Annotated in this window: 20 protein-coding genes and 1 tRNA gene; 4 read left to right on the forward strand and 17 right to left on the reverse strand. The window is 66.2% G+C overall.

Translation table 11 applies throughout. The annotated features are described in order from the left end of the window. Positions 1-24: 24 nt before the first annotated feature. The 7 genes from addA to ahcY form a co-directional block, all read right to left on the reverse strand. Positions 25-3,510: a double-strand break repair helicase AddA gene (gene addA / locus Q9K01_RS07330; RefSeq protein ID WP_305929555.1), complete on the reverse strand. Its 3,486-nt coding sequence runs from the start codon at positions 3,508-3,510 to the stop codon at positions 25-27. Next, a complete protein-coding gene (gene addB / locus Q9K01_RS07335) occupies positions 3,507-6,527 on the reverse strand; it encodes a double-strand break repair protein AddB (protein ID WP_422785301.1) in 3,021 nt (1,006 codons plus the stop codon). Before addB ends, addA begins: the two co-directional genes overlap by 4 nt. After that, on the reverse strand, positions 6,520-7,242 hold the full coding sequence (locus tag Q9K01_RS07340) for a nucleotidyltransferase family protein (protein WP_305929557.1): 723 nt from the start codon (positions 7,240-7,242) through the stop codon (positions 6,520-6,522). The genes addB and Q9K01_RS07340 overlap by 8 nt, the downstream gene beginning before the upstream one ends. Then, the gene (locus Q9K01_RS07345) at positions 7,239-8,213 is read right to left on the reverse strand and encodes an aminoglycoside phosphotransferase family protein (RefSeq protein WP_305929558.1); all 975 of its coding nucleotides are present in this window, start codon (positions 8,211-8,213) and stop codon (positions 7,239-7,241) included. The genes Q9K01_RS07340 and Q9K01_RS07345 overlap by 4 nt, the downstream gene beginning before the upstream one ends. Beyond that, the gene (gene tsaE / locus Q9K01_RS07350; protein WP_305929559.1) at positions 8,210-8,647 is read right to left on the reverse strand and encodes a tRNA (adenosine(37)-N6)-threonylcarbamoyltransferase complex ATPase subunit type 1 TsaE; all 438 of its coding nucleotides are present in this window, start codon (positions 8,645-8,647) and stop codon (positions 8,210-8,212) included. Before tsaE ends, Q9K01_RS07345 begins: the two co-directional genes overlap by 4 nt. After that, entirely contained in the window at positions 8,644-10,986 is a 2,343-nt protein-coding gene (locus Q9K01_RS07355) for a PAS domain-containing sensor histidine kinase (protein WP_305929560.1), read from the reverse strand. The genes tsaE and Q9K01_RS07355 overlap by 4 nt, the downstream gene beginning before the upstream one ends. Positions 10,987-11,082: 96 nt before the next feature. Next, the gene (gene ahcY, locus Q9K01_RS07360; RefSeq protein WP_305929561.1) at positions 11,083-12,492 is read right to left on the reverse strand and encodes an adenosylhomocysteinase; all 1,410 of its coding nucleotides are present in this window, start codon (positions 12,490-12,492) and stop codon (positions 11,083-11,085) included. A 215-nt stretch (positions 12,493-12,707) separates the two neighbouring features. Here ahcY and Q9K01_RS07365 point away from each other — a divergent pair, with 215 nt between their 5' ends. Further along, positions 12,708-13,187: a peroxiredoxin gene (locus Q9K01_RS07365; RefSeq protein WP_305929562.1), complete on the forward strand. Its 480-nt coding sequence runs from the start codon at positions 12,708-12,710 to the stop codon at positions 13,185-13,187. A 79-nt stretch (positions 13,188-13,266) separates the two neighbouring features. Here the strand turns inward: Q9K01_RS07365 and folE are convergent, their stop codons facing one another. Genes folE through Q9K01_RS07380 form a run of 3 tightly spaced genes read right to left on the reverse strand, consistent with a single transcriptional unit; the run spans position 13,267 to position 15,921 of the window. Then, positions 13,267-13,875 (reverse strand): GTP cyclohydrolase I FolE, encoded by a 609-nt coding sequence (folE, locus tag Q9K01_RS07370; RefSeq protein ID WP_305929563.1) that lies wholly within the window; start codon positions 13,873-13,875, stop codon positions 13,267-13,269. Further along, on the reverse strand, positions 13,872-15,407 hold the full coding sequence (locus Q9K01_RS07375; RefSeq protein ID WP_305929564.1) for a phospholipase D-like domain-containing protein: 1,536 nt from the start codon (positions 15,405-15,407) through the stop codon (positions 13,872-13,874). Before Q9K01_RS07375 ends, folE begins: the two co-directional genes overlap by 4 nt. 22 nt (positions 15,408-15,429) lie before the next feature. Then, positions 15,430-15,921, reverse strand: coding sequence for a hemerythrin domain-containing protein (locus tag Q9K01_RS07380; RefSeq protein ID WP_305929565.1), 492 nt, complete (start codon positions 15,919-15,921; stop codon positions 15,430-15,432). A 121-nt stretch (positions 15,922-16,042) separates the two neighbouring features. On the opposite strand from Q9K01_RS07380, the gene Q9K01_RS07385 reads away from it, so the two are divergent. After that, the gene (locus tag Q9K01_RS07385; protein ID WP_305929566.1) at positions 16,043-16,435 is read left to right on the forward strand and encodes a metallopeptidase family protein; all 393 of its coding nucleotides are present in this window, start codon (positions 16,043-16,045) and stop codon (positions 16,433-16,435) included. A gap of 81 nt (positions 16,436-16,516) precedes the next feature. Here the strand turns inward: Q9K01_RS07385 and Q9K01_RS07390 are convergent. The 4 genes from Q9K01_RS07390 to grxC all read right to left on the reverse strand — a co-directional run bounded on the left by Q9K01_RS07390 (position 16,517) and on the right by grxC (position 18,265). Beyond that, positions 16,517-16,593 (reverse strand) — tRNA-Arg (locus Q9K01_RS07390). A gap of 69 nt (positions 16,594-16,662) precedes the next feature. Beyond that, the gene (locus tag Q9K01_RS07395; RefSeq protein WP_305929567.1) at positions 16,663-17,130 is read right to left on the reverse strand and encodes a DUF1178 family protein; all 468 of its coding nucleotides are present in this window, start codon (positions 17,128-17,130) and stop codon (positions 16,663-16,665) included. 9 nt (positions 17,131-17,139) lie between these two features. Beyond that, positions 17,140-17,991, reverse strand: a complete 852-nt coding sequence (locus Q9K01_RS07400) for a carbon-nitrogen hydrolase family protein (RefSeq protein ID WP_305929568.1) — start codon at positions 17,989-17,991, stop codon at positions 17,140-17,142. Positions 17,992-18,001: 10 nt separating this feature from the next. Further along, positions 18,002-18,265: a glutaredoxin 3 gene (gene grxC / locus Q9K01_RS07405; protein ID WP_305929569.1), complete on the reverse strand. Its 264-nt coding sequence runs from the start codon at positions 18,263-18,265 to the stop codon at positions 18,002-18,004. A 179-nt stretch (positions 18,266-18,444) separates the two neighbouring features. Between grxC and Q9K01_RS07410 the strand changes: the two genes are divergently transcribed. After that, entirely contained in the window at positions 18,445-18,918 is a 474-nt protein-coding gene (locus Q9K01_RS07410) for an Hsp20 family protein (protein ID WP_305929570.1), read from the forward strand. 350 nt (positions 18,919-19,268) lie between these two features. Here the strand turns inward: Q9K01_RS07410 and Q9K01_RS07415 are convergent, their stop codons facing one another. The 3 genes from Q9K01_RS07415 to tpiA all read right to left on the reverse strand — a co-directional run bounded on the left by Q9K01_RS07415 (position 19,269) and on the right by tpiA (position 22,256). Further along, positions 19,269-20,903: a CTP synthase gene (locus Q9K01_RS07415; protein ID WP_305929571.1), complete on the reverse strand. Its 1,635-nt coding sequence runs from the start codon at positions 20,901-20,903 to the stop codon at positions 19,269-19,271. 106 nt (positions 20,904-21,009) lie between these two features. After that, on the reverse strand, positions 21,010-21,411 hold the full coding sequence (gene secG, locus Q9K01_RS07420; RefSeq protein ID WP_305929572.1) for a preprotein translocase subunit SecG: 402 nt from the start codon (positions 21,409-21,411) through the stop codon (positions 21,010-21,012). 83 nt (positions 21,412-21,494) lie between these two features. Next, positions 21,495-22,256: a triose-phosphate isomerase gene (gene tpiA / locus Q9K01_RS07425; protein ID WP_305929573.1), complete on the reverse strand. Its 762-nt coding sequence runs from the start codon at positions 22,254-22,256 to the stop codon at positions 21,495-21,497. Between the two features lie 203 nt (positions 22,257-22,459). On the opposite strand from tpiA, the gene Q9K01_RS07430 reads away from it, so the two are divergent. Beyond that, positions 22,460-24,397 (forward strand): peptidyl-prolyl cis-trans isomerase, encoded by a 1,938-nt coding sequence (locus Q9K01_RS07430; RefSeq protein ID WP_305929574.1) that lies wholly within the window; start codon positions 22,460-22,462, stop codon positions 24,395-24,397. The last annotated feature ends 2 nt before the right edge of the window (positions 24,398-24,399 follow it).

Genomic DNA, 24,399 nt, shown 5'->3' on the forward strand with positions numbered 1-24,399 from the left:
GGGTCATGTAGGCCCAAGCTGCGGTTACTCAACGGGCGGTAAGGCAAAGCTTTCCTGCGGAGCGGAAAACCGCGCTTTGTGAGCGGCGAGCAGATCGGCGGAAAGCGCGATCAGCTGCGGCGTCTGGGTGTAGAGCAGCGCGGCACGCACCTCGCGCCCGGGATAGATCGTTTCCAGCGCCGCGACATAGGCGGCCATCTGGCGCAGCGTGGCATCGGGCACCCGTTCGAGCGACTCGGGCGGGCGGCGCGCGGTCTTGAAATCGACCACCGTCACGCGCTCGGGCGTCACCAGCAACCGGTCGGCCACGCCCACCACCACTTCGCCGCCGACCACCGCCGCCAGCGGAACCTCGGCGAGCGCGCCCGCAGCGAAGATGTCGCCGAATTCCTCGTGGTTGAGCACGGCGAGCGCACGGTCGAGCATTTCGCTGCGATCGGCCTCCGCGAGGTCGGGAGCCTGACGCGCAAGCCACTGCCCCGCCCTCGCCGCGCGCTCGGCCACCGGCACTGCGGGCAGACGCTCGAGCAGCGCGTGGATCAGCACCCCGCGCTGCGCCGCGATCGCCGAATGCTCGGGCGGCAGCGGGGGATCGCTGCCCTCGACCTCGCCCAGCCCCGAGGGCGAGAGCGGCCGCGGGGGGCGCGCTTCGGCCGGAGGGGGCGATTCTGTCCAGGCGGGGAGATCGACTGCGGCTTGCCCGGCGTTCCCTGCCGGGCGCGGCACGATCGTGCTGGTCGCTCCCCATTCGCGCCGGGCGCCCCAGATCGAATCTTCGACCGGATCGCCCGCGAACAGCGGCTCGAGCTGGGCGTACCAGCTGTCCTCGTGCGGCGTCCCGCGCTTTGCCTCGCGCGGGCCCAGCGAGCCGCCGATGAACAGCGCCTCCTCGGCGCGGGTCATCGCGACATAAAGCAGCCGCCAGTGCTCCTCCCTCTCGGTCCGCGCGGCAATCTCGTAAGCCGTGGCGATCGGGCCGACCCGCTGCTCCGCCGACAGCCCCGGCAGCGGTACCTTGTTGCGCTCGTCTGCGGGATCGACCAGCGCCAGCTCGCCCGGCGCATCGGGACCGATCGCGGCATCGGCGAGGATCACGATCGGCGCCTGCAGCCCCTTGGAGCCATGGACGGTCATCACCCGCACCTGATCGCGATTCGCGCCAGCCTCGCGCTTCAATTCGCCGTCGCCGGCATCGAACCAGCGGATGAAGCCCTGCAGGCTGGCGGTGTGCGCGCTCGCATAGGCGTTGGCGGCGTTGAGCAATTCGTCGATCGGGTCGTTGGCCTCGGCGCCGAGCCGCGCGACCAGCCTGCGGCGCCCGTCGAAAGGCCCGACCAGCAGCCAGTGCAGCAGCGCCTGCGGACTGTCGAAATCGACGCGGCGCAGGATTTCGCGCAGAGCCGCGACGGTGCGCGCAACCTGCGGATCGCCCGACTGGCGCAGATGCTCCCACAAGCGCTGCTGCCTTGGCCGGTAGCCGTGTTCGAGCAACTGCTCCTGCGTCCAGCCTCCCAGCGGCGAGACCAGCAGGTTCGCGAGGTTGAGATCGTCGAGCGGCTGCGCGGCGAAGCGGAGCGCGGCCATCAGATCCTTGACCGCCAGCGGCGCGCCCAGCCGCAGCCGGTCGACCCCCGCCACGGGCACGCCATGGGTATAGAGCCGGGCGACGATCAGCGAGGCTAGCTCGCGCCGCTTGCGGACCAGGATCATGACATCACCCGGGGTTGCGCGCCGTGCCTGGCCGGGTTTCTCGCCCTTGACCAACGGGAAGCCGGGACCCGCGGGGTCCATCCAGACGCGGATCTGCTGCGCGATGCGATCGGCCAACCGCCGGTCGTGCCGCGCGAGCCAGCCTTCGGCGCCGTCCTCGTCGCCGTCGCGGATATCGGCGACGGTGTTCCAGAGTGTGACCAGCCCGGGGCGGTCCTGCCCGACATGCGGCTCGGGGGCGCGCTTGAGACCGAAGGAGGCGGGCCCGATCGCGGCGATGGCCTTGTCGACGAATTGCAGAATAGGTTCGGCGGTGCGGAACGACTGGCCCAGATCCAGATCGCGCAGGCGCCGCGGTTCGGGGGCACCCGCCATAATCTCCCCCTGCCCGAGCCGCGCCATGTCGTCGGCCACCCAGCGCTGCGCTGAAGCGAAATTCTCCGGGCTGGTGCCTTGGAAGCCGAAGATCGCCTGCTTGTAATCGCCCACGGTGAAGATCGTGCGGATAGCATCGCCCTGCGCGCCCAGGCCGGAGAAGAAATCGTCGGTCAGCGCGAAGATGATCGCCCATTGATCGGCGTTGGTGTCCTGCGCCTCGTCGATCAGGATATGATCGAAGCGGCGGTCGAGCTTGTAGCGGATCCAGTCGCCCATCGCGCTGTCGGCGAGCAGCGCGGCGGCGCGGCGGATCTGGTCGTCGAAATCGACCAGCGCCTCGCGCGATTTGGCCTCGTCCCACATCAACGCGAACTGCCGCCCGACTTCGAGCTGCGGGGCGAGGAAACCGGCCAGTTCGACCAGCGTGCGCCGTTCGGCGACCTGCCCGATCGCCTCCACCACTTCGGCGACGCGGCCGCCGTAATCGGGGTCGAGCTTTTCGAGGTTCTTGAGGCTCTTGGGCTCGCCCGTCTTGGTCAGCAGCGTGCCGTAGAATCCGTCGAGCAACGCGACGCGCTCGATCGGCCCGGCGGCCAGCCAGCTGTCGACGAATTCCACACAGGCGAGACCGGTCTTGGTGCCCCACTGCGCATTGCCTTCGCGGCAGGCGCGCAGCAGTGCGACGGGGAAGCCCTCGTCGGCGCAGGCCTGCGCAACCCAGTGCTCGTCGGCATCGGCGGGGATTCCGAGCAGGCCGCAGACCCGCGCGTGCATCGGCGCCTGCCAGCCAGCGGGTCCGGTCCACAGCTGGATCGCCCCGGCGCAGCGCATCAGCCAGCGGCGCACCCCGTCGGCGCCCTTGCGGCGGCTCATCTCGGCGATGGCGTCGAGCGTGCGACGGTCGTTGCTCGCTTCGGCGCCCGTCAGCAGGTCGCCGAGCACTTCCTCGCTCAGCAATTCGCGCTCGCGGTCCTCCATCGGCCGCGATCCCGGTGCGATCCGCGCTTCCTCGGGGAAGGCGGCAAGCAGATATTGCGCGAAGGCGTGGATGGTGTCGATCCGCAGGCCGCCCCCGGGGCTGTCGAGCACGCTGGCGAAGAGCGAGCGCGCATGCGAGCGGGTCGCGGCATCGACCGGCGCGCCGAGATAGGCCAGCTCCTCGGCCAGCCTCGCGTCGGGCAGCCGCACCCAGCGCGCGAGCACCTCGTTGACCCGCACCGCCATTTCGGCGGCACCGGCCTTCGTAAAGGTCAGACAGAGGATGTCGGAAGGCTCGACTCCCTCTTGGAGCAGCAAGCGGAGTACTCGCGCGGAAAGTACTTGGGTCTTGCCCGTCCCCGCCGAAGCCGAGAGCCAGACGCTTTCGCGCGGATCGACCGCGTCGCGCTGCGCGCCGGCGAGCGGATAGACCGCGCCGCTCATGCGCTTTCCTCCGTTTCGTCGTCGGCAAGACGTGGCAGCCATTCCTCGAGCCGCATCAGCTGGTCGTAATCCGAATAGCCGGCGTAGTCGGGGTTGAATTTCGCGGTGAAGGGCTGATCGCCCTTGATCCAGTCGGCAATGGCGCCCCTGAGATAGCGTTCGGTCTCGGGGAGGAAGTCCTCGGGCGCGAGCCCGCTGCGCTTGTTGCCCAGCTTGAGCGGGGTCTCGACATAGCCGAAGCCGAAGCGGTTCTCCTCGTCCTTCGCCTTGCCGAGAGACCAGTATTCGAACGCGCTCGGCTCGCCCGAGACGGTGCCGAACCCGCCCGCGCGCGCGATCATCCCGAGCAGCCCGAGCTGGAGCGCGAAGCCCTGTTCGACCATGCTGGCGGAGGGAGGCGAGCCCGTCTTGTAGTCGACTACGGCCAGCGTGCCGTCGGCGAAGCGGTCGATCCTATCGGCGCGGCCGTGGAGCTTGACCCCGTCGACCTGCATCTCGCCCTTGCGTTCCCAGGCGGCAACCACGCGATCTTCGTAGCTTGAGACGCTGTCCTCGACCCATTCGAGCGCGGCGAGCAGGCGCGGCTGCCACAGTCCGCGCATCAGCGGGTGGGCGTTCTTCTCGATCATCACCGCATCCATGATCGGTGCCAGCTTCGCGGCCGGATCGCTCTTGCGCGCCTCGTGCCAGCGTTCCAGGATCGCATGCGCGACCTCACCCTGCCATGCCGGCGAGGGCGCGGCCTCGAGCGCGTCGAGCGTGCGCAGGCCGAGGATCGAACCGGCGTAGAACTGGTAGGGATCGCCACGCAGCCGGTCGAGCGCGGTGACCGCGATCGGCACGTCGCGCTGCGCTGCGCTGGGCATGGGTCTGGGCCGCGGATAGGGTACGGGCAGAGACCGGGGTCGGCCCATCGCGCGGGCGAGCTCGATCGCGCCGGTCTCCTGGTGGCGCGGCAACAATTCGCCCAGCAGCGCCTGGACGCGCAACAGGAAGCGCGAGGGGATCGCCGGCCCCGCCTCGTCGCGCGCGGCGCGGCTGAGCACCACCTCGGGCGCGCCCAGCGCGCCGGCGAGATCATGCGCGGACAGCCCACTGCGGAACTCGGCCCCGGGCACGCCCAGCGCGCGCAGCACCGTCGGTGCCAGCAGCGCATCGACTCCGCCGCGCGGCGGCCAGACGCCCTCGTTGAGCCCCACGCAGATCACCAGCTCGGCGCGGCTCATCCGCGATTCGAGCAGTCCGTAGATCGCCACGCGCGGGTGACCGCCATAGGGCGGGCGGACCGCGATATCGTCCATCGCATCGCGCAGCACGATGTCGCAATCGCCGGCGTCGACCGGGGTTCCGGTAGCGCGCGCATGAAAGCGCAGATCCTCGACGAAGCGCGCCAGCGCCCGCCCGTCTTCGCGTGCCCACAGGCTGTCGCCGCACAGCGCCTCGCCGGCGTTGGCGAGACGGTCGAGCAGATCGGCCAAGGGTTCCGCGCCCGCACTCTCCACCAGCGGCACCAGCGCCGAGCGCAACGCACTCCACCACTCGGCCAGCCCTGCCGCATGCTTGCCCAGCTTCGCCACCAGATCGTCGAGCGGTTCGAGCCCCTCGCGCGGTATCGGCCCGCGCAATTCGCGCTCGACGATCCGCGCCTGCGCCAGCCAGTCGCGGCGATCCATTCCGCCATGCACCAGCGGGTGCATCGCGAGCGCCATCAGCGCGACCGGTGCGGCGCCCTTGGCGGCGACCTCTGCCAGCAAAAGCAGCAGGCGCCCGGCGGCGGTGTCCGAGAGAGGGCGACCCGCCGAATCATCGGCGACGATCTCCCAGCGCGCGAGGTGATGGACCACGCGGCGCGCCAGCGCGCGGTCGGGGGTGATCACCGCGATGCGCTTCTCGGGCGTCTCGAGCGCCTCGCGCACGAGCAGTGCGATCGCCTGCGCCTCCTCCTCGGGATTGGCGGCCTGCATGATGCGGACGTTGGACAGGCGGCGCTTGTCGGCGGGCAGATCGACCCATTCGCGGCTTGCCACCGGCGGCAGGAACAGGTTGGAGATCGCGTGGCTGCGCTCGGGCGGTGCCGCGGCCGCGCCCCTGCGGTGCCATGGCTGCACTTCCTCGCGCGCAACGCCCATCCGGTTGAGCAGCAGCTTGAGATGGTATTGCGGATGCGCCACCGCGTCGCCGCGTGCGAAGGGCTCGGCCCCCGGCTCGGGCGCGGCGCCCGCGCGGCCCAGCTCGTCCCACACCGCATCGGACAGCGACAGGTCGAGATCCGGGAGCACAACTGCGCCATCGGGCAAGAGGCTGACGACGCGGAGCAGACCGGCGAGCGCGGGCGCCGCGCTGGTCACCCCCGCGGCGACAATGGGCGTCTCGGGCGGAGACTCTCGCCAGCGGCGGGCGGCGTGTTCGAACAGCCGGTTGCGGCGGGCCGCCGTATCGACCGCGCCCTCCTCGCCGAGCCAGGCCAACCAGCGCGCCTGCACCCGCGCAAAAGTCCGCAACGAAGCCTGCCAATGGGCCGAGAGATCACCCACCAGTTGCAGCACGTTGTCGCCAATGAGCTCTTCGGGACCGATGCCTTCGACCAGCAGCCGGTCCATCGTGGCGCCGGTCTCGCGCGCGAGCCGCAGCAGCGTCGCCCCCTTGGGGGCATCGCTGCCCATTTCCTCGCGGATCAGTTGCGCCAGAGCCAGCCAGCGGCGGGTGGGATCGATGGCCCGCGGGATGTCCGGCGCCCCCAGCGGGTCGAGCAGCGCCCCCAGCGCCTCGTCGAGATCGAGATCGCCGACCACCGCCATGCGCGGCATCAGCAGTCCGGCACGGTCCTCCTCGCCGGCATGGCGGATGAAGGCTTCGGTGACGATCCGCTGCGCGCGCGAACTCGGCAGCAGCAGCGTCAGCCGCGCCAGTCCGAATTCCGCTTCGCGGTAGCGCGGCACCAGCCCCGCCACCAGCGCATCGGCGAAGCCGCGATGCGCGGCGATCGAATAGATCTGCGGGTGGCGCGCGTCAGCCACCCCGCAGCACTTCGGCGGCGCTCGCGACATGCCCGGGCCGCCCGACCTCGATCCAGCGCCCGGTGAAGGCCGCACCATAGAGCCGCCCCTCGCCGATCGCGCGATCCCACAGCACATTGGTCGAGAACTTGCCTGCGGGCGGGTCGCGCAGCAGGCGATGCGACAGCAACTGGATGCCGGTGTAGATGAAAGGCGCGATCCGCGAGGGCAGCTTGCGGCTCAGCCGCCCGCCGCCGTCCATGTAGAAATCGCCCGGCCCGCTGAAATTATGCGTCTGATCGTGCGGTACCAGCAGCAGCAGCGCGTCCATCCGCTCCGCATCCCACACCGCCGAAAGATCGGCGAAGGCGTTGCGCGGGCCGTCCAGCCAGATGCTGTCGGCATTGGTGCAGAACACCGGGTCGGGCAGCAGCCCGGCGTCACGCGCCTTGACCAGCCCGCCGCCGGTTTCGAGCAGCGCCTCGCGCTCGTCGGAGATTACCACTTCGGGCGCTTGGCGGTCGCGGACATGCGCCTGAAGCGCATCCGCGAGGTAGTGGACATTGACCACCGCGCGCGCGATTCCCGCATCGGCGAGCCGGTCGAAGGTGTAGTCGATCAGCGCCTTGCCTGCGACCCGGACCAGCGGCTTGGGCTGACTGGCGGTGAGCGGCCGCATCCGCTTGCCGAGCCCTGCCGCCATGACCATCGCGGTGTCGGATGCCAAGCCGTTCACGAGACCGTCTCCCCGCAGCGGTCGCGCAGATCCTGGGGGATGTTGGAATCGAACCAGCGCGCCACCGGCCCCAGCGCCGGATGGCGCAAATCGCGTTCCATTGCGGCCCACACTCTGGGGATCAATTCGAGATAGCGCGGCTTGCCGTCGCGCTTCGCAAGGCGAGTGAAGATGCCGACAATCTTGGCGTTGCGCTGCGCACCCAGCCGCGCGTAATCGGCCTCGAACTCGCTGTCTGCGCCGACGGCTTCGCAATAGCGGTCGAGCATCGCGCGTTCGAGCTCGAGCGAAACCTCGCGCCGCGCATCCTGCAGTAGCGAGACCAGATCATAGGCCCGATGCCCGATCAGCGCGTCCTGAAAATCGATCAGACCCTGCGTGCCGTCGGGGGGCAGCATGATATTCTCCGCATGATAGTCGCGCAGCACCGTGACGCCGGGCCTCTGACGCGCCAACAGCGGTTCGAGGACTGATCTCCACGCGGCGGCATAAGCCTCCTCATCGACCGACAGGCCCGCGGCGGGGCAGTACCACTCGGTCAGCAGACCCGCCTCGCGTTGATAGGTCGCCATATCGTAGGGCTCGAAACTGCCGGGGGGCTTACGATGCAGCTCGACCAGCGAATCCACCGCCGCGGCGTAGATCGACTGCTCCTGCTCAGGGTATTCGTCGAGCCATTCGCGCATCCGCTGCTCGCCGAAATCCTCGGTCAGCACCCAACCTTCCTGCGCCCGCTCCGCAATGATGCGCGGCGCGCGCATACCGTGCTCGTCCAGCCACCGCGCTACATAGAGAAACGGGCGCGGGTCTTCCTCGGGCGGCGGCGCATGCATCAGCATCGCCGTTTCACCATGGCGATGAATGCGGAAATAGCGGCGAAACGAGGCGTCGCCCGGGAGCGGAACGACCGTCGCCCCGCCCCAGCCGGCATGTTCTATAAAAGGCTCGAGCCCGTCGGGAAATTCACTCATGGCATGCGGCCTTGCCAATCTCCGCCTCCTTCCACAATGGCGCGCCGCGCCTCGCCCACTTTTTCCAGCGTAACCGAGAGGCAGCCAGGCTCCTGCGCAAACCCGCCGGCGCGCTCGGGCCACTCGGCAAGCAGCGCCGCACCATGGCGGTAATCCTCCAGCCCGATTTCCTCCGCCTCGCGCGGCTGCTCGAACCGGTAGAAATCGGCGTGGATGACGGGCGGGTCGAGCCTATCGTAGCTCTCGACGATGGTGAAGGTGGGCGAGGGAACCTCGCCGCGATGGCCGAGCGCGGCCAGCACGGCACGCGCCAGCGTGGTCTTGCCCGCGCCCAATTCTCCGGAGAGCGCGACGACGTCGCCGACGCGCAACTTTGCCGCAATACGCTCGCCTAGGCGCTCCATCGCCGCAAGATCGGGCAGGTCGAGCGTCATGGCAGGGTGATCGTCGCGCTGGTGCCCACGCCCTTGCGGGTGTGGATCTCGAGCGTGCCGCCATGCGCCTCGATCAGGTGGCGCGCGAGCGGAATGCCCAGCCCCTGGCGCCGCTCGATCCCCTTGCCGTCCCGCGTCGGCCGAATGCCCTCGAGCGCGCGCGCCAGCTCGTGCTGGGTCATGCCGCGGCCATTGTCCGACAGTGTAATCTTGGTCCCGGCCCTGTTCTGCCGCAACTCGACCGTGATCTTGCCGTCGCGCGCAGTGGCGGCGATGGCGTTGTCGAGCAGATGGGCGATCGCGCGACGGATCTGCTGGGGGTCGGCCTCCACCTTCTTGCCCGGATCGCCGCGCAGATCGAGCGTCAGGCCCGCGTCGACGATCGCCCCCTCGCGCTTGCGCACCACCTGAGTGATCAGCGGCAGCAGGTCGAGCTTCTGCTTGGAAAGCGGCATCAGCCCCGCCTCGCTCTGCGACAGGTCGAGTACGTTCTCGACCTGCTCGGTCAGCTTGCCCACCGACAGCGAGATCGCCTCGGCATAATCGCGCGCCTGCGGGGTCAGCTCGCCCGCCACCCCGCTGGTGAGCAATTCGGCGAAGCCGCCGATCGAGGTCAGCGGCGTGCGGAACTCATAACTCATATTGGCGAGGAAGCGGGTCATCACCGCATCGGCCTCCTCCAGTGCCCGATTGCGTTCGCGCAAGGCCTCCTCGGCTTGGCGCGAGGCGGTGACGTCGAGCACGGTGAGCAGGCCATTGCCATCGGGTAGCGGCACACTCGCGAAATCCAGCGTCCGTCCGTCGCTGAGCTGGACATTGCCCTGCTTCTTCTTGCGATCGAGCGTTGCCGACCGGATCACTAGGTTGATCGTGGCTACCTGCTTGGGGTCGGCGAGTTGCTGGGCGATCGCCTCGAGCAGATCCTCCGCCATCGGGTGCCCGTCGAGCGCTTCGGGATCGAGGCCCCACACCCCTGTGAACCCCCGGTTCCATAATTCGAGGTGGCCGTCGGGCGCAAACACCGCCAGCGCCTCGAACAGATTGTCGAAGGTAGCGGTCCGGGTCCGCAACAGCGTGTCGCGAGTAGCGGACAGCGCCAGTTGCTCGGTGCGGTCTTCCGCGATCATCACCAGCCCGCCATCGGGCATGGGCTGCGCGACAATCCGCAAATGGGTGGAATCGGGCAGCGGCCAGGCTTCGTCCTGCGTTTCATCGGAAAGGAACCATTCTCCCAGCTCGGCACGCCAGGCGGGAAAATCGCGGACCTCGGGGATGCGTCCGTTCTCGCGCGCCACCATCAGCATCTGTTCGAAGCTCGTGCGGTCGTTGACGATTCCCGGCGGGAGCGCGAAGACGCGGTGAAACGGCTGGTTGGCGAAGGTCATCCGCCGCCGCGAATCGAACTGCGCCACGCCGATCGAGAGCTGGTCGAGCATCGAGCGCTGCGCCTCGCGGAAGGCACGGAACTCGCGCGCCTGTTCCTCCATCTCCTCAATATCCACCGCATAGCCCGCGATCCCCTCGCCGATCAGCGGCAGATCGGTCACGCGCATGGTCCGCCGCGCGCCCTTGATCGTGGCGCTGACGATGCGTTCGATCGGCTTGCGGCGTTCGCCAGCCTGCTGCGCGACTTCTGCGGCGCTAACCCCGTCGACCGTCTCGATGAGTTCGATCTGCCTCGCGACCACTTCGTCGGGGCTCTGCGCACCGACCGCCGCGACATAGGCGGTGTTGACCAGTCTGAGCTGCATCTGCGGGCTGCGAAACCACATCGGCATCGGCGCTGCCTCGATCAGGCCGACCAGCGCGCCGAAATCCTCGCGCGCACGCGCGGTCTCCTCGCGGAGCGCAGCGACTTCTTCCTCGCTCTCGGTAAGGTCGAACACCCAGACCAGCGCGGCACCGCTGGGCGAAACATTGGGATCGGCCAGCGATCCGCGCAGCGCCAGCGCCCGCTTCGAACCTCTGGGCTTGACCGTCATCTGGAAGGGTGCGGCAGTCTTCTGCGTGCGCCGGACACGGGTGGTGAGCTGTTCGAGCTGGTCTTCGCTCAGCCCTCCGGCTCCAGATGGTGCCAGCTCGCTGAGATATTGCGGCACTGCATCGAGACCCAGCCAGCCGGCCAGCCGGTCGGGTGCCTCTATCCGGCCATCGGCGCGCACCAGCAGCGGGATCGCGGGTGAGTCTTCGATCATCCGCGACAGCCGCCGCACCGCGCGTTTGGTCCCTTCCGCGGCCTGCACCCGCGTGCTGGCGCGGATCATGATCCATCCCGCCGCGACGGTCCACAGCGCGAGGAGCAGACCGATCAGCGTCAGCAAGAAGGGCGAGGATTGCATCGCCGTCCAGCTATGCGCGAGTGGACGGCGATGCAATGGCTTAGGGTCGCGGGCCTAGAGTCGTGCAAGCCCGGGCAGGTCCCCAAACTCGAAGCCTCAGTAGCGGTAATGCTCGGGCTTGAACGGCCCCTCGACCGGCACGCCGATATAGTCGGCCTGGACCTTTGTCAGCTTGGTCAGCTTGACCCCGAGCTTGTCGAGATGCAGCGCGGCGACCTTCTCGTCGAGATGCTTGGGCAGGACATAGACGTCGTTCTCGTACTTGTTGTCGTTTTCCCACAGCTCGATCTGCGCCAGCACCTGATTGGTGAAGGAACAGCTCATCACGAAGCTGGGATGGCCGGTGGCGCAGGCGAGGTTCACCAGCCGGCCCTTGGCGAGGATGATGATCTCCTTGCCATCAGGGAACTTGACCAGATCGGTGCCCGGCTTGAGCTCGGTCCATTCGTAATTGTCGAGCGCCGAGATCTGGATCTCGCTGTCGAAATGGCCGATGTTGCACACGATCGCCATCGGCTTCATCGCCTTCATGTGCTCGGCGGTGATGACGTCTTCATTGCCGGTGGTGGTGCAGAAGATGTCGGCGCGGGTTACCGCGTCCTCCATCGTCGTCACCTCGAAGCCCTCCATCGCCGCCTGCAGCGCGCAGATCGGGTCGATCTCGGTCACCAGCACGCGCGCGCCGCCATTGCGCAGCGACTGCGCCGAGCCTTTGCCGACATCGCCATAGCCGGCGACGCAGGCGACCTTGCCCGAAAGCATCACGTCGGTGGCGCGGCGGATCGCATCGACCAGCGACTCGCGGCAGCCGTAGAGATTGTCGAATTTCGACTTGGTCACGCTGTCGTTCACATTGATCGCCGGGAACGGCAGCTTGTTCTGCTTGGCGAGGTGATAGAGACGGTGAACCCCGGTGGTGGTCTCTTCCGAGACGCCCTTGATCGCCTTGACGCTCTTGGTCAGATAGCCCGGCTTGCGCTTGAGGAAATCCTTGAGCGCGCGCTGCATCTCGATCTCTTCGGCGTTCTGCGGCTCGGGCATGGTTTCGCCGGCCTCGATCCGCGCACCCCACAGCGCGAACATGGTCGCATCGCCGCCGTCGTCGAGAATGAGATTGGTGGTGAGGTCCTGATCGTCTTCGGTCGACCAGTCGAAGATCTTGCCGACATAGTCCCAGTAATCGGCCAGGCTCTCGCCCTTGATGGCGAAGACCGGAATATCCTGAGCGGCGATCGCGGCGGCGGCGTGATCCTGGGTCGAATAGATGTTGCAGGTCGCCCAGCGCACTTCGGCGCCCAGCGCCACCAGCGTCTCGATCAGCACCGCTGTCTGGATCGTCATGTGCAGCGAGCCGGTGATCCGCGCGCCCTTGAGCGGCTTGGCTGCGCCATACTCCTCGCGGGTGGCCATCAGGCCGGGCATTTCGGTTTCAGCGATGGCGATTTCCGCGCGGCCGTAATCGGCGAGCGCGATGTCCTTGATGACGTAATCGGTGAAGGCGGTCACGGGCGGTCCTCGGTCTGTTGTCGGATGGAAAGAGACGCACGCCGTACGGCAGAAACGCGGCGGCGCGGAATTGTCGCAGCCCCTAACCGCTCCCCCCGCGCAGGGCAACCGCGCGGGCCGCTTCGAGCCGCGCTCGCCGGAAAACCGGTTGCACGGAACTGGCGCTGGGCTAAGCCGCCTGCGGACGGATATTCAATGCAACAGGAGACGCGATCATGACGATTTCGGTGGGCGACAAACTACCCGATGTAAAGCTGGTCAAGGCGACCCAGGACGGTCCCGAGCAAGTCGCTTCGAGCGACTTCTTCGCCGGTCGCAAGGTGGCACTGTTTTCGGTGCCCGGCGCTTTCACCCCGACCTGTTCGGCCAAGCACCTGCCGGGCTATGTCGAAAAGGCGGATGAGCTGCGCGCCAAGGGCGTCGACGAGATCGCCTGCACCTCGGTCAATGATGCCTTCGTGATGGGTGCATGGAAGGACGCCGCCGGGTCGGAAGAGGTTACCATGCTCGCCGACGGCAATGGCGATTTCGCGCAGGCAGTCGGACTTACGATGGACGGATCGGGCTTCGGCATGGGACAACGTGCGCAGCGCTACTCGATGATCGTCGAGGATGGCGTGGTGAAGGAACTCAACGTCGAACAGCCGGGTGATTTCTCGGTCTCGAGCGCAGAGCACATGCTTAAGCAGCTCTAAGGAAAAGGAAGTCGAGCGAAAAAGGGGCGCCCAGGGCGCCCCTTTTGATTCGCAGAGATCGCCCGTCCGAACGCCCGGCTCAGTAGCCCATCAGGCTGAGCACTTCCTTTCGGCTGCGCTCGTCCTGCAGAAAGGTGCCCATCATGCGGCTGGTAATCATGCCCACCCCCGGTGTACGGACCCCGCGCGCTGTCATGCAGCTGTGCGACGCCTCGATCACCACCGCGACCCCTTGAGGCTCGAGGCTTTCCCAGATGCAGTCCGCGACCTCGGCGGTGAGCCGTTCCTGGACCTGCAGCCGCCTGGCGAAGCCGTGGAGCACGCGCGCCAGCTTTGAGATGCCGACCACCCGATCGTTGGGCAGATAGGCGATCGCCGCCTTGCCGATGATCGGCGCCATATGGTGTTCGCAATGACTCTGGAAGGGAATGTCCTTCAGCAGAACGATCTCGTTATAGCCGCCCACCTCCTCGAACACCCGCTGCAGATGATAGGCAGGGTCCTCCGCATAGCCGAGGCAGTATTCCTTCCATGCACGGGCGACGCGGGCGGGCGTATCCAGCAGACCTTCGCGAGACGGATCGTCGCCCGCCCAGCGGATCAGCGTGCGGATCGCTTCCTGCACTTCCTCCGGAACCGGCGGCTTGCCGCGCGGATCGTCTTCGTCGGGTCCGACAAGACTGCTCATTTCTTCTTTTTCCTCCGGAGCCGGGCGCGGATGCGGCCAAGTCGGCTGCCCTTACGGAAAAGTCCGCCCTCGGCAAAGGGCTCGAACATTGTCTCGGCGTTCTCAGGGTCGAGTATCTCGGACCGAACGACGGTTTCCCGCACCGTGTCGAGTTCGGGCGGCACATAGCGCCTCAGTGCCCGTGCGCCGCCGCCGTTCGCGGCGATCAGCGCCGCCATCGAACCGTGCCGATCGAGCAGTTTCGGCATCGCGTCTTCCTCCACTCCGCAGTGCTCCGCGAGCAGCGACCGCCTGATCCGCGCGATTTCCTCGGCGGCATGGCTGTTGCCCTCGCGGGTGGAGTCGATGAAGACGTCGCATTCGCTGTCCAGCCCCAGCGAGCGGTTGTTGAGATTGGCCGAACCGATCCGCAGGATCTGGTCGTCGACGATCATGATCTTGGCATGGACGTAGATCGGCGTATCGCCCGTATAAGGACACCAGATTGAAAACCGATCGCCATTTGGCGCCGCCTCGATGCATTTCACCAGCTCGGCGCGCGCGTGGTCCATCGCCTGCTGTTCGAGCCAGCCGTCGGCATGCTGTGGATGGACGATCACGATTTCGGGCGGATCGTCCTCGGCCAGACGCGCCATGATCGCCTCGGCCACCGCGCGCGAGGCGAAGTACTGGCTCTCGGCGTAGATGTGATGCCTCGCCCGCTTGATGTGGGTCAGGAACAATTCGGCAATCTCGGTCACCTCGTCCCATTCGCGATAGGCGGAACAGGTACGGGCGATGCCGATCTCGACATTCTCGAACCCCGCCCGGAGCCCCTCGGGCCACAGAGATTCCTCGCGCGGCTTGAGCGGCAGCAGCGGCACGCCGCCAGCCTTGATCCAGCGATCGCGGCCAAGCTCGCTCAGCGCCTCCGCGACATCGCCTTCCATCATCATCGAGGCGTCGTGCCACGGCCCGTACTGATCACCGCGAGGTGTAGTGCGGCGCTCGTCCACCTCCTTGTGCTCGCGCGTATCCCAGCGCCGCACGGTCATGTCGATCCCGCCGCACACCGCCAGCTTGTTGTCCAGCACGGCGATCTTCTGATGATGGCAGCAGCCCACGGGATGCGCGCTGTCGAACTTGAAGTCGATCCGTCGATGCCGAGCCCAGCGCACCAGATCCCACCACATCGAACCGCGGATCGCGAATTTGAAGACTCCGAAGCTCCATTTGAGGATCCGGATTTCCATGGTCGGACGGTTGCGGCTGAGCCAGGCAATGAAACTGCCGAGCCGCGACGGATATTCGTCCTTGTAGGTGCGCTGCCACCAGCGGCGCCCCGCGGCGAGATGGATACGCGTGTCGAAATCCCAGCCCACGAGGAAAATCCGATGACGCGCCTTGAGCATCGCGGTCTGCATCGCAGCGAAATAATCCGCCGCATCGATCATCAATTCCGCCCGCTCCGCCCTGGCATAACGCCAGACACCCGGCTCGACGCCTTCGTCGAGCCGGGTAACGCGTGTGGGATCGACCGGTTCTTCGCTCACGCTGGCCCTCCGCCGACCAGCGCTATTCCTTGGCATCTTCCTTCGCTTCGGGCGTCACCTCGGCCTCGGCCTTCTCCTCCTTTTTCCGGCGCTCGAAAACGCCGCGCATGTGTTCGCGATCCTTCTCGTCGAGATGATCCGCGAAATCGGGGAAATGCTCTTCTTCTTCCTCGTCGATATGATGACGGTAATCGTGGTCGAGATCCTTGAATTTGTGCAGCCAGGCACCAGCCGACATATCGGTGGCTGCGAGATCGTTGAGCGCTTCCTCGATCTCGTGATGCTCGGCCACCGAATGGCGGGTTTCGTCGGTAGTCGGCGGTTTGCGCATCATCGTCGAATAGAGCGCCTGCTCTTCCGCGGAAGCATGGCTCTTCAATTCCCTGGTCAGTTCCTCGAACAGCGATCGGCGTTCTGCCGTGTCGCCTTCGGTTTTGAGCAGGCGATCAAGCAGCTCGCGATGCTTGTCGTGATCCCGCTTGAGCCGCGCGAAGATTTCGTCGTCCTGGGACATCTTTCGTATCCTTTGATAATTTTGCGAGTGCGACAGTCAAACAGGTGTGGCGCGCCCTGGTTCCAGCGGTTGCGCTCCATCGGTTGCACAGCCTGCCTCGGATGGCCATATCCCGCATCGGATGACACAAGACTTCGCAGCCAGCAAAGACGAGATGCAGCGCCTTGCCGCGACCGTGCTCCGCACGCTTCCCGAACAGTTCCGCACCGAACTCGATCGGGCGGTCATGCGGGTGGAGGACTTCGCCACGCCCGAACAGCTCGCCTCGGTTGATCTCACCGACAAATGGCAGTTGAGCGGCCTCTACGAGGGTCGCCCCGTTTCCGAAGCTTCGATCTGGGAAAGCGGCGAGCTCCCGCCGCGCATCTGGCTGTTCCGGCAACCGCTGCTGGCCGAAATGCGCGAGACCGGAGTGGGGCTGGAGGAACTTGTCCGCCATGTCGTCATCCACGAGGCAGGGCATCATTTCGGATTTTCCGACGACGACATGCATCGGCTCGAGGACGAAGCCTAGCCATTCTGCAACCCCGGATAGGCAGTCTGCCGAACCCAGAACCACACAAGGCCACCCTTCCGCCGGAAGGATGGCCTTGTGTGGTGCGCCCGAGAGGATTCGAACCTCCGGCCCCCGGATTAGGAATCCGATGCTCTATCCTGCTGAGCTACGGGCGCGTCCGCTTCGCCAATAAGCGAGCCTCGTACGGCTGACAACGGGTGTCCGCTCTACCCATCGGCGGCGGATCAGTTGAGTTCGTCGGCTTCGGCGATCGGGAACGGCAGCGGGGCCACCGATATCCCTTCTTCGATCAGTTCCTTGGCTTCGCGTACGGTGGCTTTGCCGTGGATCGCCTCCACCTGCTTCTCGCCGTAATGCATCGCCCGCGATTCTTCGGCGAAACCGTCGCCGACATAGGTGCTCTTGCGCAGCGCCTTGGCCTGCGCTTCGGCGAGCGCGCGCATCGCCTGGCGCACCTCGGAGGGGATCTCGCCATTGGTGACCGCCTTGACGGGCTTCCTCACGGCGTCGCCTGTCCGTTGATTGCCCTTGGCAGGAACTGCGGGCGCCATCGGCGCCTTGCCGACGTCCTGCGAACCGCATTCGGGGCATTGGACCAGCCCGCTGCCGTGTTGCTCGGCGAAATCGGAGGATGAGCCGAACCAGCCTTCGAAGCGGTGGCCGTGCGCGCAATGGAGGTCGTAAACGATCATGGAGGCGCGCTAGTTGGCGATTTCGCGCCGATTCGCAAGGCTCGGCACCTGCTGGCGTACCTCCGCGATGCGGTCGAGGTCGATATCGGCGAAGCCCAGTCCTGGTTTTTCGCCGCCCATGTCCAGCACCACCTCGCCCCAGGGATCGACCACCAGACTATGGCCATAGGTGCGGCGGCCGTCTTCGTGATCACCGACCTGCGCCGCGGCGACGACATAGGCGCTCGCCTCGATTGCTCGCGCCCGCTGGAGGACGTGCCAATGCGCTTCGCCGGTGGGGACGGTGAAAGCAGCGGGGATGGCGATCACGTCGCAGCCCTTTCGACCAAGAGCATCGAACAAGCCAGGGAACCGGATGTCGTAACAGATGGTCATGCCGAGCTTGAGCGTTTGCTCTTCCTCGCCATCGGTTGTTTTCCGGACGATCGTCATTTCTTCGACGGCGACGTCCTCGCCCGCACGATAGGCATTGGATTCACGCCAGCTCTCGCCACTCGCAAGGTCGACATCGAACATATGGATCTTGTCGTAGCACGCCGGCTCCTCGCCGCCGGGCCGGAACAGCATCGAGCGATTGGCCCAGCGTCCATCGGGAAGAGCGACGGCCATCGAGCCCAGCGCAATGTGCAATTTGCAATCTTCGGCGAGGTTCCTGAGCAGAGGAACGTATCTGGACTCTTCATGAAGCACGACATGCTCGGCGGCACGCTGTCTGTCCTTGTCCAAGAGCAACGACATTTCCGGTGTAAAGAGCACCTCTGCGCCCGCCCGGCGCGCCTCGTGGGCGGCATCCCGGATGGCAGAGAAGTTGACCTCCGGGTCGATCCCGGCGGTCATCTGGAGGATGGCAATCCGGATCATCCGAAAGCGTTCACCCGGCGAGCAACGCGTCGAGCTTTCCCGTGCGCTCAAGCGAAGCCAGATCGTCCGATCCGCCTACGTGGGTGTCGCCGATGAAGATTTGCGGCACGGTCCGCGCACCCGGAGCCCGCGCCTGCATTTCGTCGCGCATCGGACCGCCCATGGTTATGTCGTGCTCGGTATATTCGACGCCCTTTTCGTCGAGCAGGCGCTTGGCGCGCGAGCAGAAGCCGCAGCTGAACTTGGTGTAGATCGTGACGGGGGGAGTGGACATGAAAACCCTTCGAACAAATTGACTTTGGCAGTCTGCATAGCTGTCTTGACAAGGCTCTGCACCCACCTATCTCGATACCGTCCGACGTGGCCCACAAGGGCGCGATGGACGATCGCGGGAGCGCCGCCGAGTGCGGGTTCCCTCAGTGTATCAAATTGCTCAGAAGAGGATTTGTTTCTATGAACCGTATCGATCTTACCCCCTATCGCCGCTCGACCGTGGGCTTCGACCGGCTTTTCGATCTGCTCGAAAGCCAGGCGCGCAACAGTTCGAGCGAGAACTACCCTCCCTTCAACATCGAGCGGCGCGACGAGGACTCCTATCGCATCACGCTGGCGGTGGCTGGCTTCCGGAATGCCGATCTCGACATCGTCGCGCAGCAGAACCTGCTGACCGTTCAGGGCCGTAAACGCGACGACCAGCCCGATGGCGAGATGCTGCATGTCGGCATCGCCAACCGCGGGTTCGAGCGCCGCTTCGAACTGGCCGATTTCGTCCGGGTCGCGAACGCCGACCTCGCCGACGGGATGCTGACCATCGATCTGGTGCGCGAAGTGCCCGAGGCGATGAAGCCCAAGAAGATCGCCATCGGCGGCAAGGCCGCGCTGGAGGTGGTGAAGGATGACGAGGAGGACAGCGCCGCAGCGGCGTAATTCCCCTCCCTTACCCAGCAGTAACGACCTGAAACGAATAGGGGGCGGAGCTTGCGCTCCGCCCCCGCGACGCATGACGCCGCCAAGCCCCGATGTCGATCGTCCGGGTCGCAGAAGACAACCAACGTCGAAGCAAGCCCCGTTCGCGCAACAATCTGTCGCACAATAAGCCGTTCGCGATGCCGCAGGCATTGCGGACGCGATCTTTGCAACAACTATGTCAAAAGATAAAGGGCTGATGGAGGCTCGCTGCCATCGTGGACCACTCGGTCGATGCCAAGCTGATCCGTATTGCGCCGCTTTTCAGAACGTTAGAACCGAAGCGGTCCCACCGCTCGGCAGCAAAAAACTCAGACCAATCGCGCCTGTTCGAGCGCCGCGCCTACGAATCCGGAAAACAGCGGATGCGGATCGAAGGGTTTCGACTTCAACTCGGGATGGAATTGCACCCCGACGAACCACGGATGGTCGGGTCGTTCGACGATCTCGGGCAGCAGCCCGTCGGGCGACATTCCGGAGAACACCAGACCCTGTTTTTCCAGCGGTTCGATGTAGGCGCTGTTGACCTCGTAGCGGTGGCGATGCCGTTCCGAGATCGTCCGGGCGCCATGATAAATCCGCGAGACATGGCTGTTGCCGGTCAGCGCCGCGTCGTAAGCGCCCAGCCGCATGGTGCCTCCCAGGTCGCCGTCTTCGGCACGCTTTTGCAGGCCCGCTTCGCTCATCCATTCCGTGATGATCCCGACCACCGGCTCACCTGTGGCGCCGAATTCGGTGGAGGAGGCGGCGGCGAAGCCGGCCTCGCGCGCACCTTCGATACACGCCATCTGCATGCCGAGGCAGATGCCGAAGAACGGCACCTTGCGCTGCCGCGCGAAGCGCACGGCGGCGATCTTGCCCTCAGACCCGCGCTCGCCGAACCCGCCGGGCACCAGAATGGCGTGCAGCGGTTCGAGCTGGGCGGCGATGTCGCCATCGTCCTGCTCGAACACCTCGGCATCGATCCAGCGGATGTTGACCTTCACGCGATGCGCCATGCCGCCATGGACTAGGGCTTCGTTGAGCGATTTGTAGGCGTCGGGCAGGCCGACATATTTGCCGACCACGCCGATCGTGACCTCGCCCTCGGGATTGGAATAGCGATCGACCACATCGTACCAGCGCGACAGATCGGGCTCGGGGGCATCGGTGATGCCGAACCCGCGCAGCACTTCGCGATCGAGCCCCTCGCCGTGATATTGCAGCGGCACCGAATAGATCGATGGCGCATCGAGCGCCGGGATGACCGCTTCGGCGCGAACGTTGCAGAATTGCGCGATCTTGCGGCGGTCGCTCTCGGGAATGGGGCGCTCGGCGCGGCACAGCAGCATGTCTGGCTTGATGCCAAGGCTCGCCAGCTCGCGGACCGAGTGTTGCGTGGGCTTGGTCTTCAGCTCGCCTGCGGCGGCGATATAGGGCACCAGCGTGACGTGGATCGAAAGCGTCTGCAGCGGCTCGAGCTCGTTCCGCATCTGACGGATCGCCTCCATGAACGGAAGGCTCTCGATATCGCCGACGGTCCCGCCGATCTCGCACAGGATGAAATCGTGATCGCCCTGATCAGCCAGCGCGAATTGCTTGATGGCATCGGTGACATGCGGGATCACCTGCACGGTGGCGCCGAGATAGTCGCCGCGGCGCTCGCGAGTGATGATCTGCTGGTAGATCCGACCCGAGGTGACATTGTCCGACTGGTGTGCGGAAACGCCGGTAAAGCGCTCGTAATGGCCGAGGTCGAGATCGGTCTCGGCCCCGTCGTCGGTCACATAGACTTCGCCGTGCTGATAGGGGCTCATCGTCCCCGGATCGACGTTCAGATAGGGGTCGAATTTGCGAATCCGGACCTTGTAGCCACGCGCCTGCAGCAGAGCTGCGAGCGAAGCCGCCATAAGACCTTTGCCGAGCGAGGAGACCACGCCGCCGGTGATGAAAATGTACCGCGCCATGGGAGGTGGCTGTTAGTCCTGCATCGGGAGTCGGCGCAAGCGCATTCGGAAGAGCGAACGCGCTTCGACGCGTTCCATCCACAGAACTATGCGCGCCGACGAACCCTTATTGCGCGAGCGGGTCGGTCGCGGGCTCGATCGGCTGGGCCGGCGCTACCGGATCGGCGACCGGAGCCGGAGCACCGCCCAGAGGATCGCTACCCAGAGGATCGCTACCGAGGGGATCGCTACGCTCGATCGGCGCAACATCACGGTCGAGCGTCGTTTCCAGCGTGTCCGCGCCGCCGCTGCTGGCGGCGACTGCGGCCAGCGCGATAGAAAGCGCCACGAACAGCACCGCGAGCCAGCGGGTCGAGCGGGTCAGGAAATCGGCCGCCCCGCGGGCGCTGAGCATTCCGGTCGGGCTGCCGCCGATGCCGAGGCCGCCGCCTTCCGAACGCTGCATCAGGATGACACCGACGAGGGCTGCGGCGACGATCGCCTGTAGGATGGTCAGGAAGAGAAACATGGAAATTCCGTATCAGGATCTGCACCGCGCATCTAGGCGCAGCCGCGCGCCGCGACAAGACCGCGCCGGGGGAGCGGCGGTTTTTAGGCCTCTTCGGTTTCCGAGGCGGCCACCGCGATACCCAGGAAGCTCTCCGCGGACAGGCTCGCCCCGCCTACCAGCGCTCCGTCGACATCGCTGAGCGCCAGGATCTCGCGGGCGTTCTCGGGCTTTACCGAACCGCCATAGAGGATTCGCACCGCTGTGCCGGCTTCCTCGCCATAAGTCTCGACCAGCAAGGCGCGGATCGCGCCGTGCATCGCGCTGATATCCTCGAGACCCGCGGTCTTGCCGGTGCCGATCGCCCAGATCGGTTCGTAGGCGACGGTGACCTTCTCGGCGGCATTGTCGGTATCGGGAAGGCTGCTACGGAGCTGATCGAGGACGAAGTTCTCGGCCTCGCCCGCATCCCGCGTCGCTTCGCTTTCGCCGCAGCACAGGATGATTCGCAGCCCGGCGTCGAGTGCCGAGCGAACCTTGCTCGCGATCAGCGAATCGGTTTCGCCATGCGCGCTGCGGCGTTCGCTGTGTCCGAGAATCACGAATTTCGCGCCCGAATCGGCCACCATGGCCGCCGAGATATCGCCCGTGTGCGCGCCATCGGGATCGCAGCTGCAATCCTGCGCGCCGACGCCGATCTGCTCGGCCTCGCGGTGAACGGCATGGATCAGCGTGAACGGCGGCGCGATCGCCACCTCCACCTTCATGTTGCGCTGCGCGGCACGATCGATCGCGCGTGCTTCGGGAAGCATGGCGCGGGTGCCGTTCATCTTCCAGTTTCCGACTATGTAGGGCCGTTCGGCCATGCGTTCTTCCTGCTGTGATGTTCGAGTAGGCCGCCAATATGGGCTCGGCGGGGAGGCTCCGCTAGCCGACCGGACGTTCCGCGTCAAAACCTTCGCCACCTGTTGCGGCAAGGTCGCAGCGCGGATAAAGCGAACCGCAACGGCCCCGCCCGGAGCCGGCGGTTTCGCCCTGCACTTTGCACCTTTCGGATAGCTTCCCTGTCATGCTTCTTTTTTTCCGCAGTTTCTTCAAGTCGAAGTTCGGCCTGGCGATCACCTTTGCCTTCCTTGCTCTGATCGCTTTCGCATTTGCCAGCAGCGATGTCGCCAATACGGGGATGTTCGGCGGCGTCGCCGGCGGGGAACGCGTGGCCGTGGTGGGCGACGAGCGGATCGACAGCGCCGAACTGGCGCAATCGGCGAGCACCGCGCTGGACCGGCTGCGGCAGGACAATCCGGCGTTGTCGATGCCGGCTTTCATTGCCCAGGGAGGACTGGAAGAGGTGCTGGATCAGCTGATCGCACGCTATGCGATCGCGACCTATGCCGAACGATTTGGTCTGCGGGCCGGCGACAATCTGATCAACAGCGAGATCCGTCAGATCGGAGCATTCCGCGGCCCCGACGGCAATTTCAGCGCGGATGCCTACAATCAGACGCTTGCCGCGCAAGGACTGACCGACGCCATGGTCCGGCAGGACATCGGTTCGGGCCTGCTCGCGCAGCAGATGCTGGTCCCGGCCAGCTTCGGTGCGACCATTCCGCTTTCCCTGGCGACCCGCTATGCCCGTCTGTTCAAGGAGCGCCGCGAGGGCGCGATCGGCTTCCTGCCCTCGGGCGCATTCTTCCCCGAAGGCGATCCCAGTGCGGCGCAGCTGCAGGCCTACTACCAGGAAAACCGCGGCGATTTCATCCGTCCCGAGCGGCGCGTAATTCGCTATGCGCTGTTCGGCGAGGAAGAGATCGAGGATGCGATCGCGCCCACCGATGCCGAGATCGCCGCGCGTTATCGGGAGAATAGCGCTGAATACGCTGCCAGCGAGGCACGCAGCTTCACCCAGTTGATCGTGCCGACGCAGCAGGCGGCGCAGGCGATCCGCCAACGCGTCGCCGCTGGCGCGTCGTTCGCTTCGGTCGCTCAGGAAGCCGGCTTCCGCACCTCCACGCTTGAGGCCCAGTCGCGCGCGCAAGTGGCCGACGATGCTTCCCCGGCCGTCGCGCAAGCCTATTTCGACGCGGCCCGCGGGGCAATCACCGAACCGACGCGCAGTCCGCTCGGCTGGCATGTCGCGCGAGTAGACTCGGTCGAGACCACGCCGGGCCGTAGCCTCGCGCAGGTCAGCGACGAACTGGCGTCGACCATCCGCGAGGAAAAGCGCGTGCGCGCGCTGGTCGACCTCGCGGCGCAGATCGAGGAGCGGATCGACGATGGCGAGACGCTGACCGCGATCGCGCAGGACCTTGGCCTCACCGTTCGCAGCACCCCTCCCGTCACCGCCGATGGAGGCGTCTATGGAACGCAGGGCGAGACCATCTCGGAAGAGATCGCACCCGTTCTCGAGACGGCGTTTCAGATGGAAGAGAGCGAACCGCAGGTCGGCGAAGTGGCTCGCGGGGATACCTTTGCCATCTTCGAGACCGCCGACATCACCGCTTCGGCCGCCGCGCCGCTGGCGGAGATCCGCGAGGATGTGATCACCAGCTGGAAACTGGCGCAGGGTTCGCAAGCGGCCCGTGCTGCGGCGGACCGGGTGCTCGCGCGGCTGCGGGATGGCGCCACGATGGCGAGTGCGCTTGCAGCCGAAGACGTACGTCTTCCCGCCGCCGAGCAGATCGCACTGACACGCGAAGATCTCGCCCGGCGCGGCGACCAGCGCATTCCGCCGCCGCTCGCTTTGCTGTTCAGCATGGCAGAGGGGACGAGCAAACGGCTCGAGGCGACCAACAATCTTGGCTGGTTCGTTGTCGATCTGGACGATATCGAACTCGGCGAGATGGCCGGCGACGATCCGCTGATCGCGCAGGCGCAGTCGCAGCTCGGCGAGACCGTGGGCCAGGAATACGCCGATCAATTGGTGATCGCGATGCGCGAAGCGATGGGGGTCGAGCGCAACGAGACCGCCATCGACGCGGTCCGTCGCCAGTTGGCCGGCGAGCGCTAGGA

Origin of the sequence: Qipengyuania benthica (assembly GCF_030717865.1) — a bacterium.
Classification (GTDB): domain Bacteria; phylum Pseudomonadota; class Alphaproteobacteria; order Sphingomonadales; family Sphingomonadaceae; genus Qipengyuania; species Qipengyuania benthica.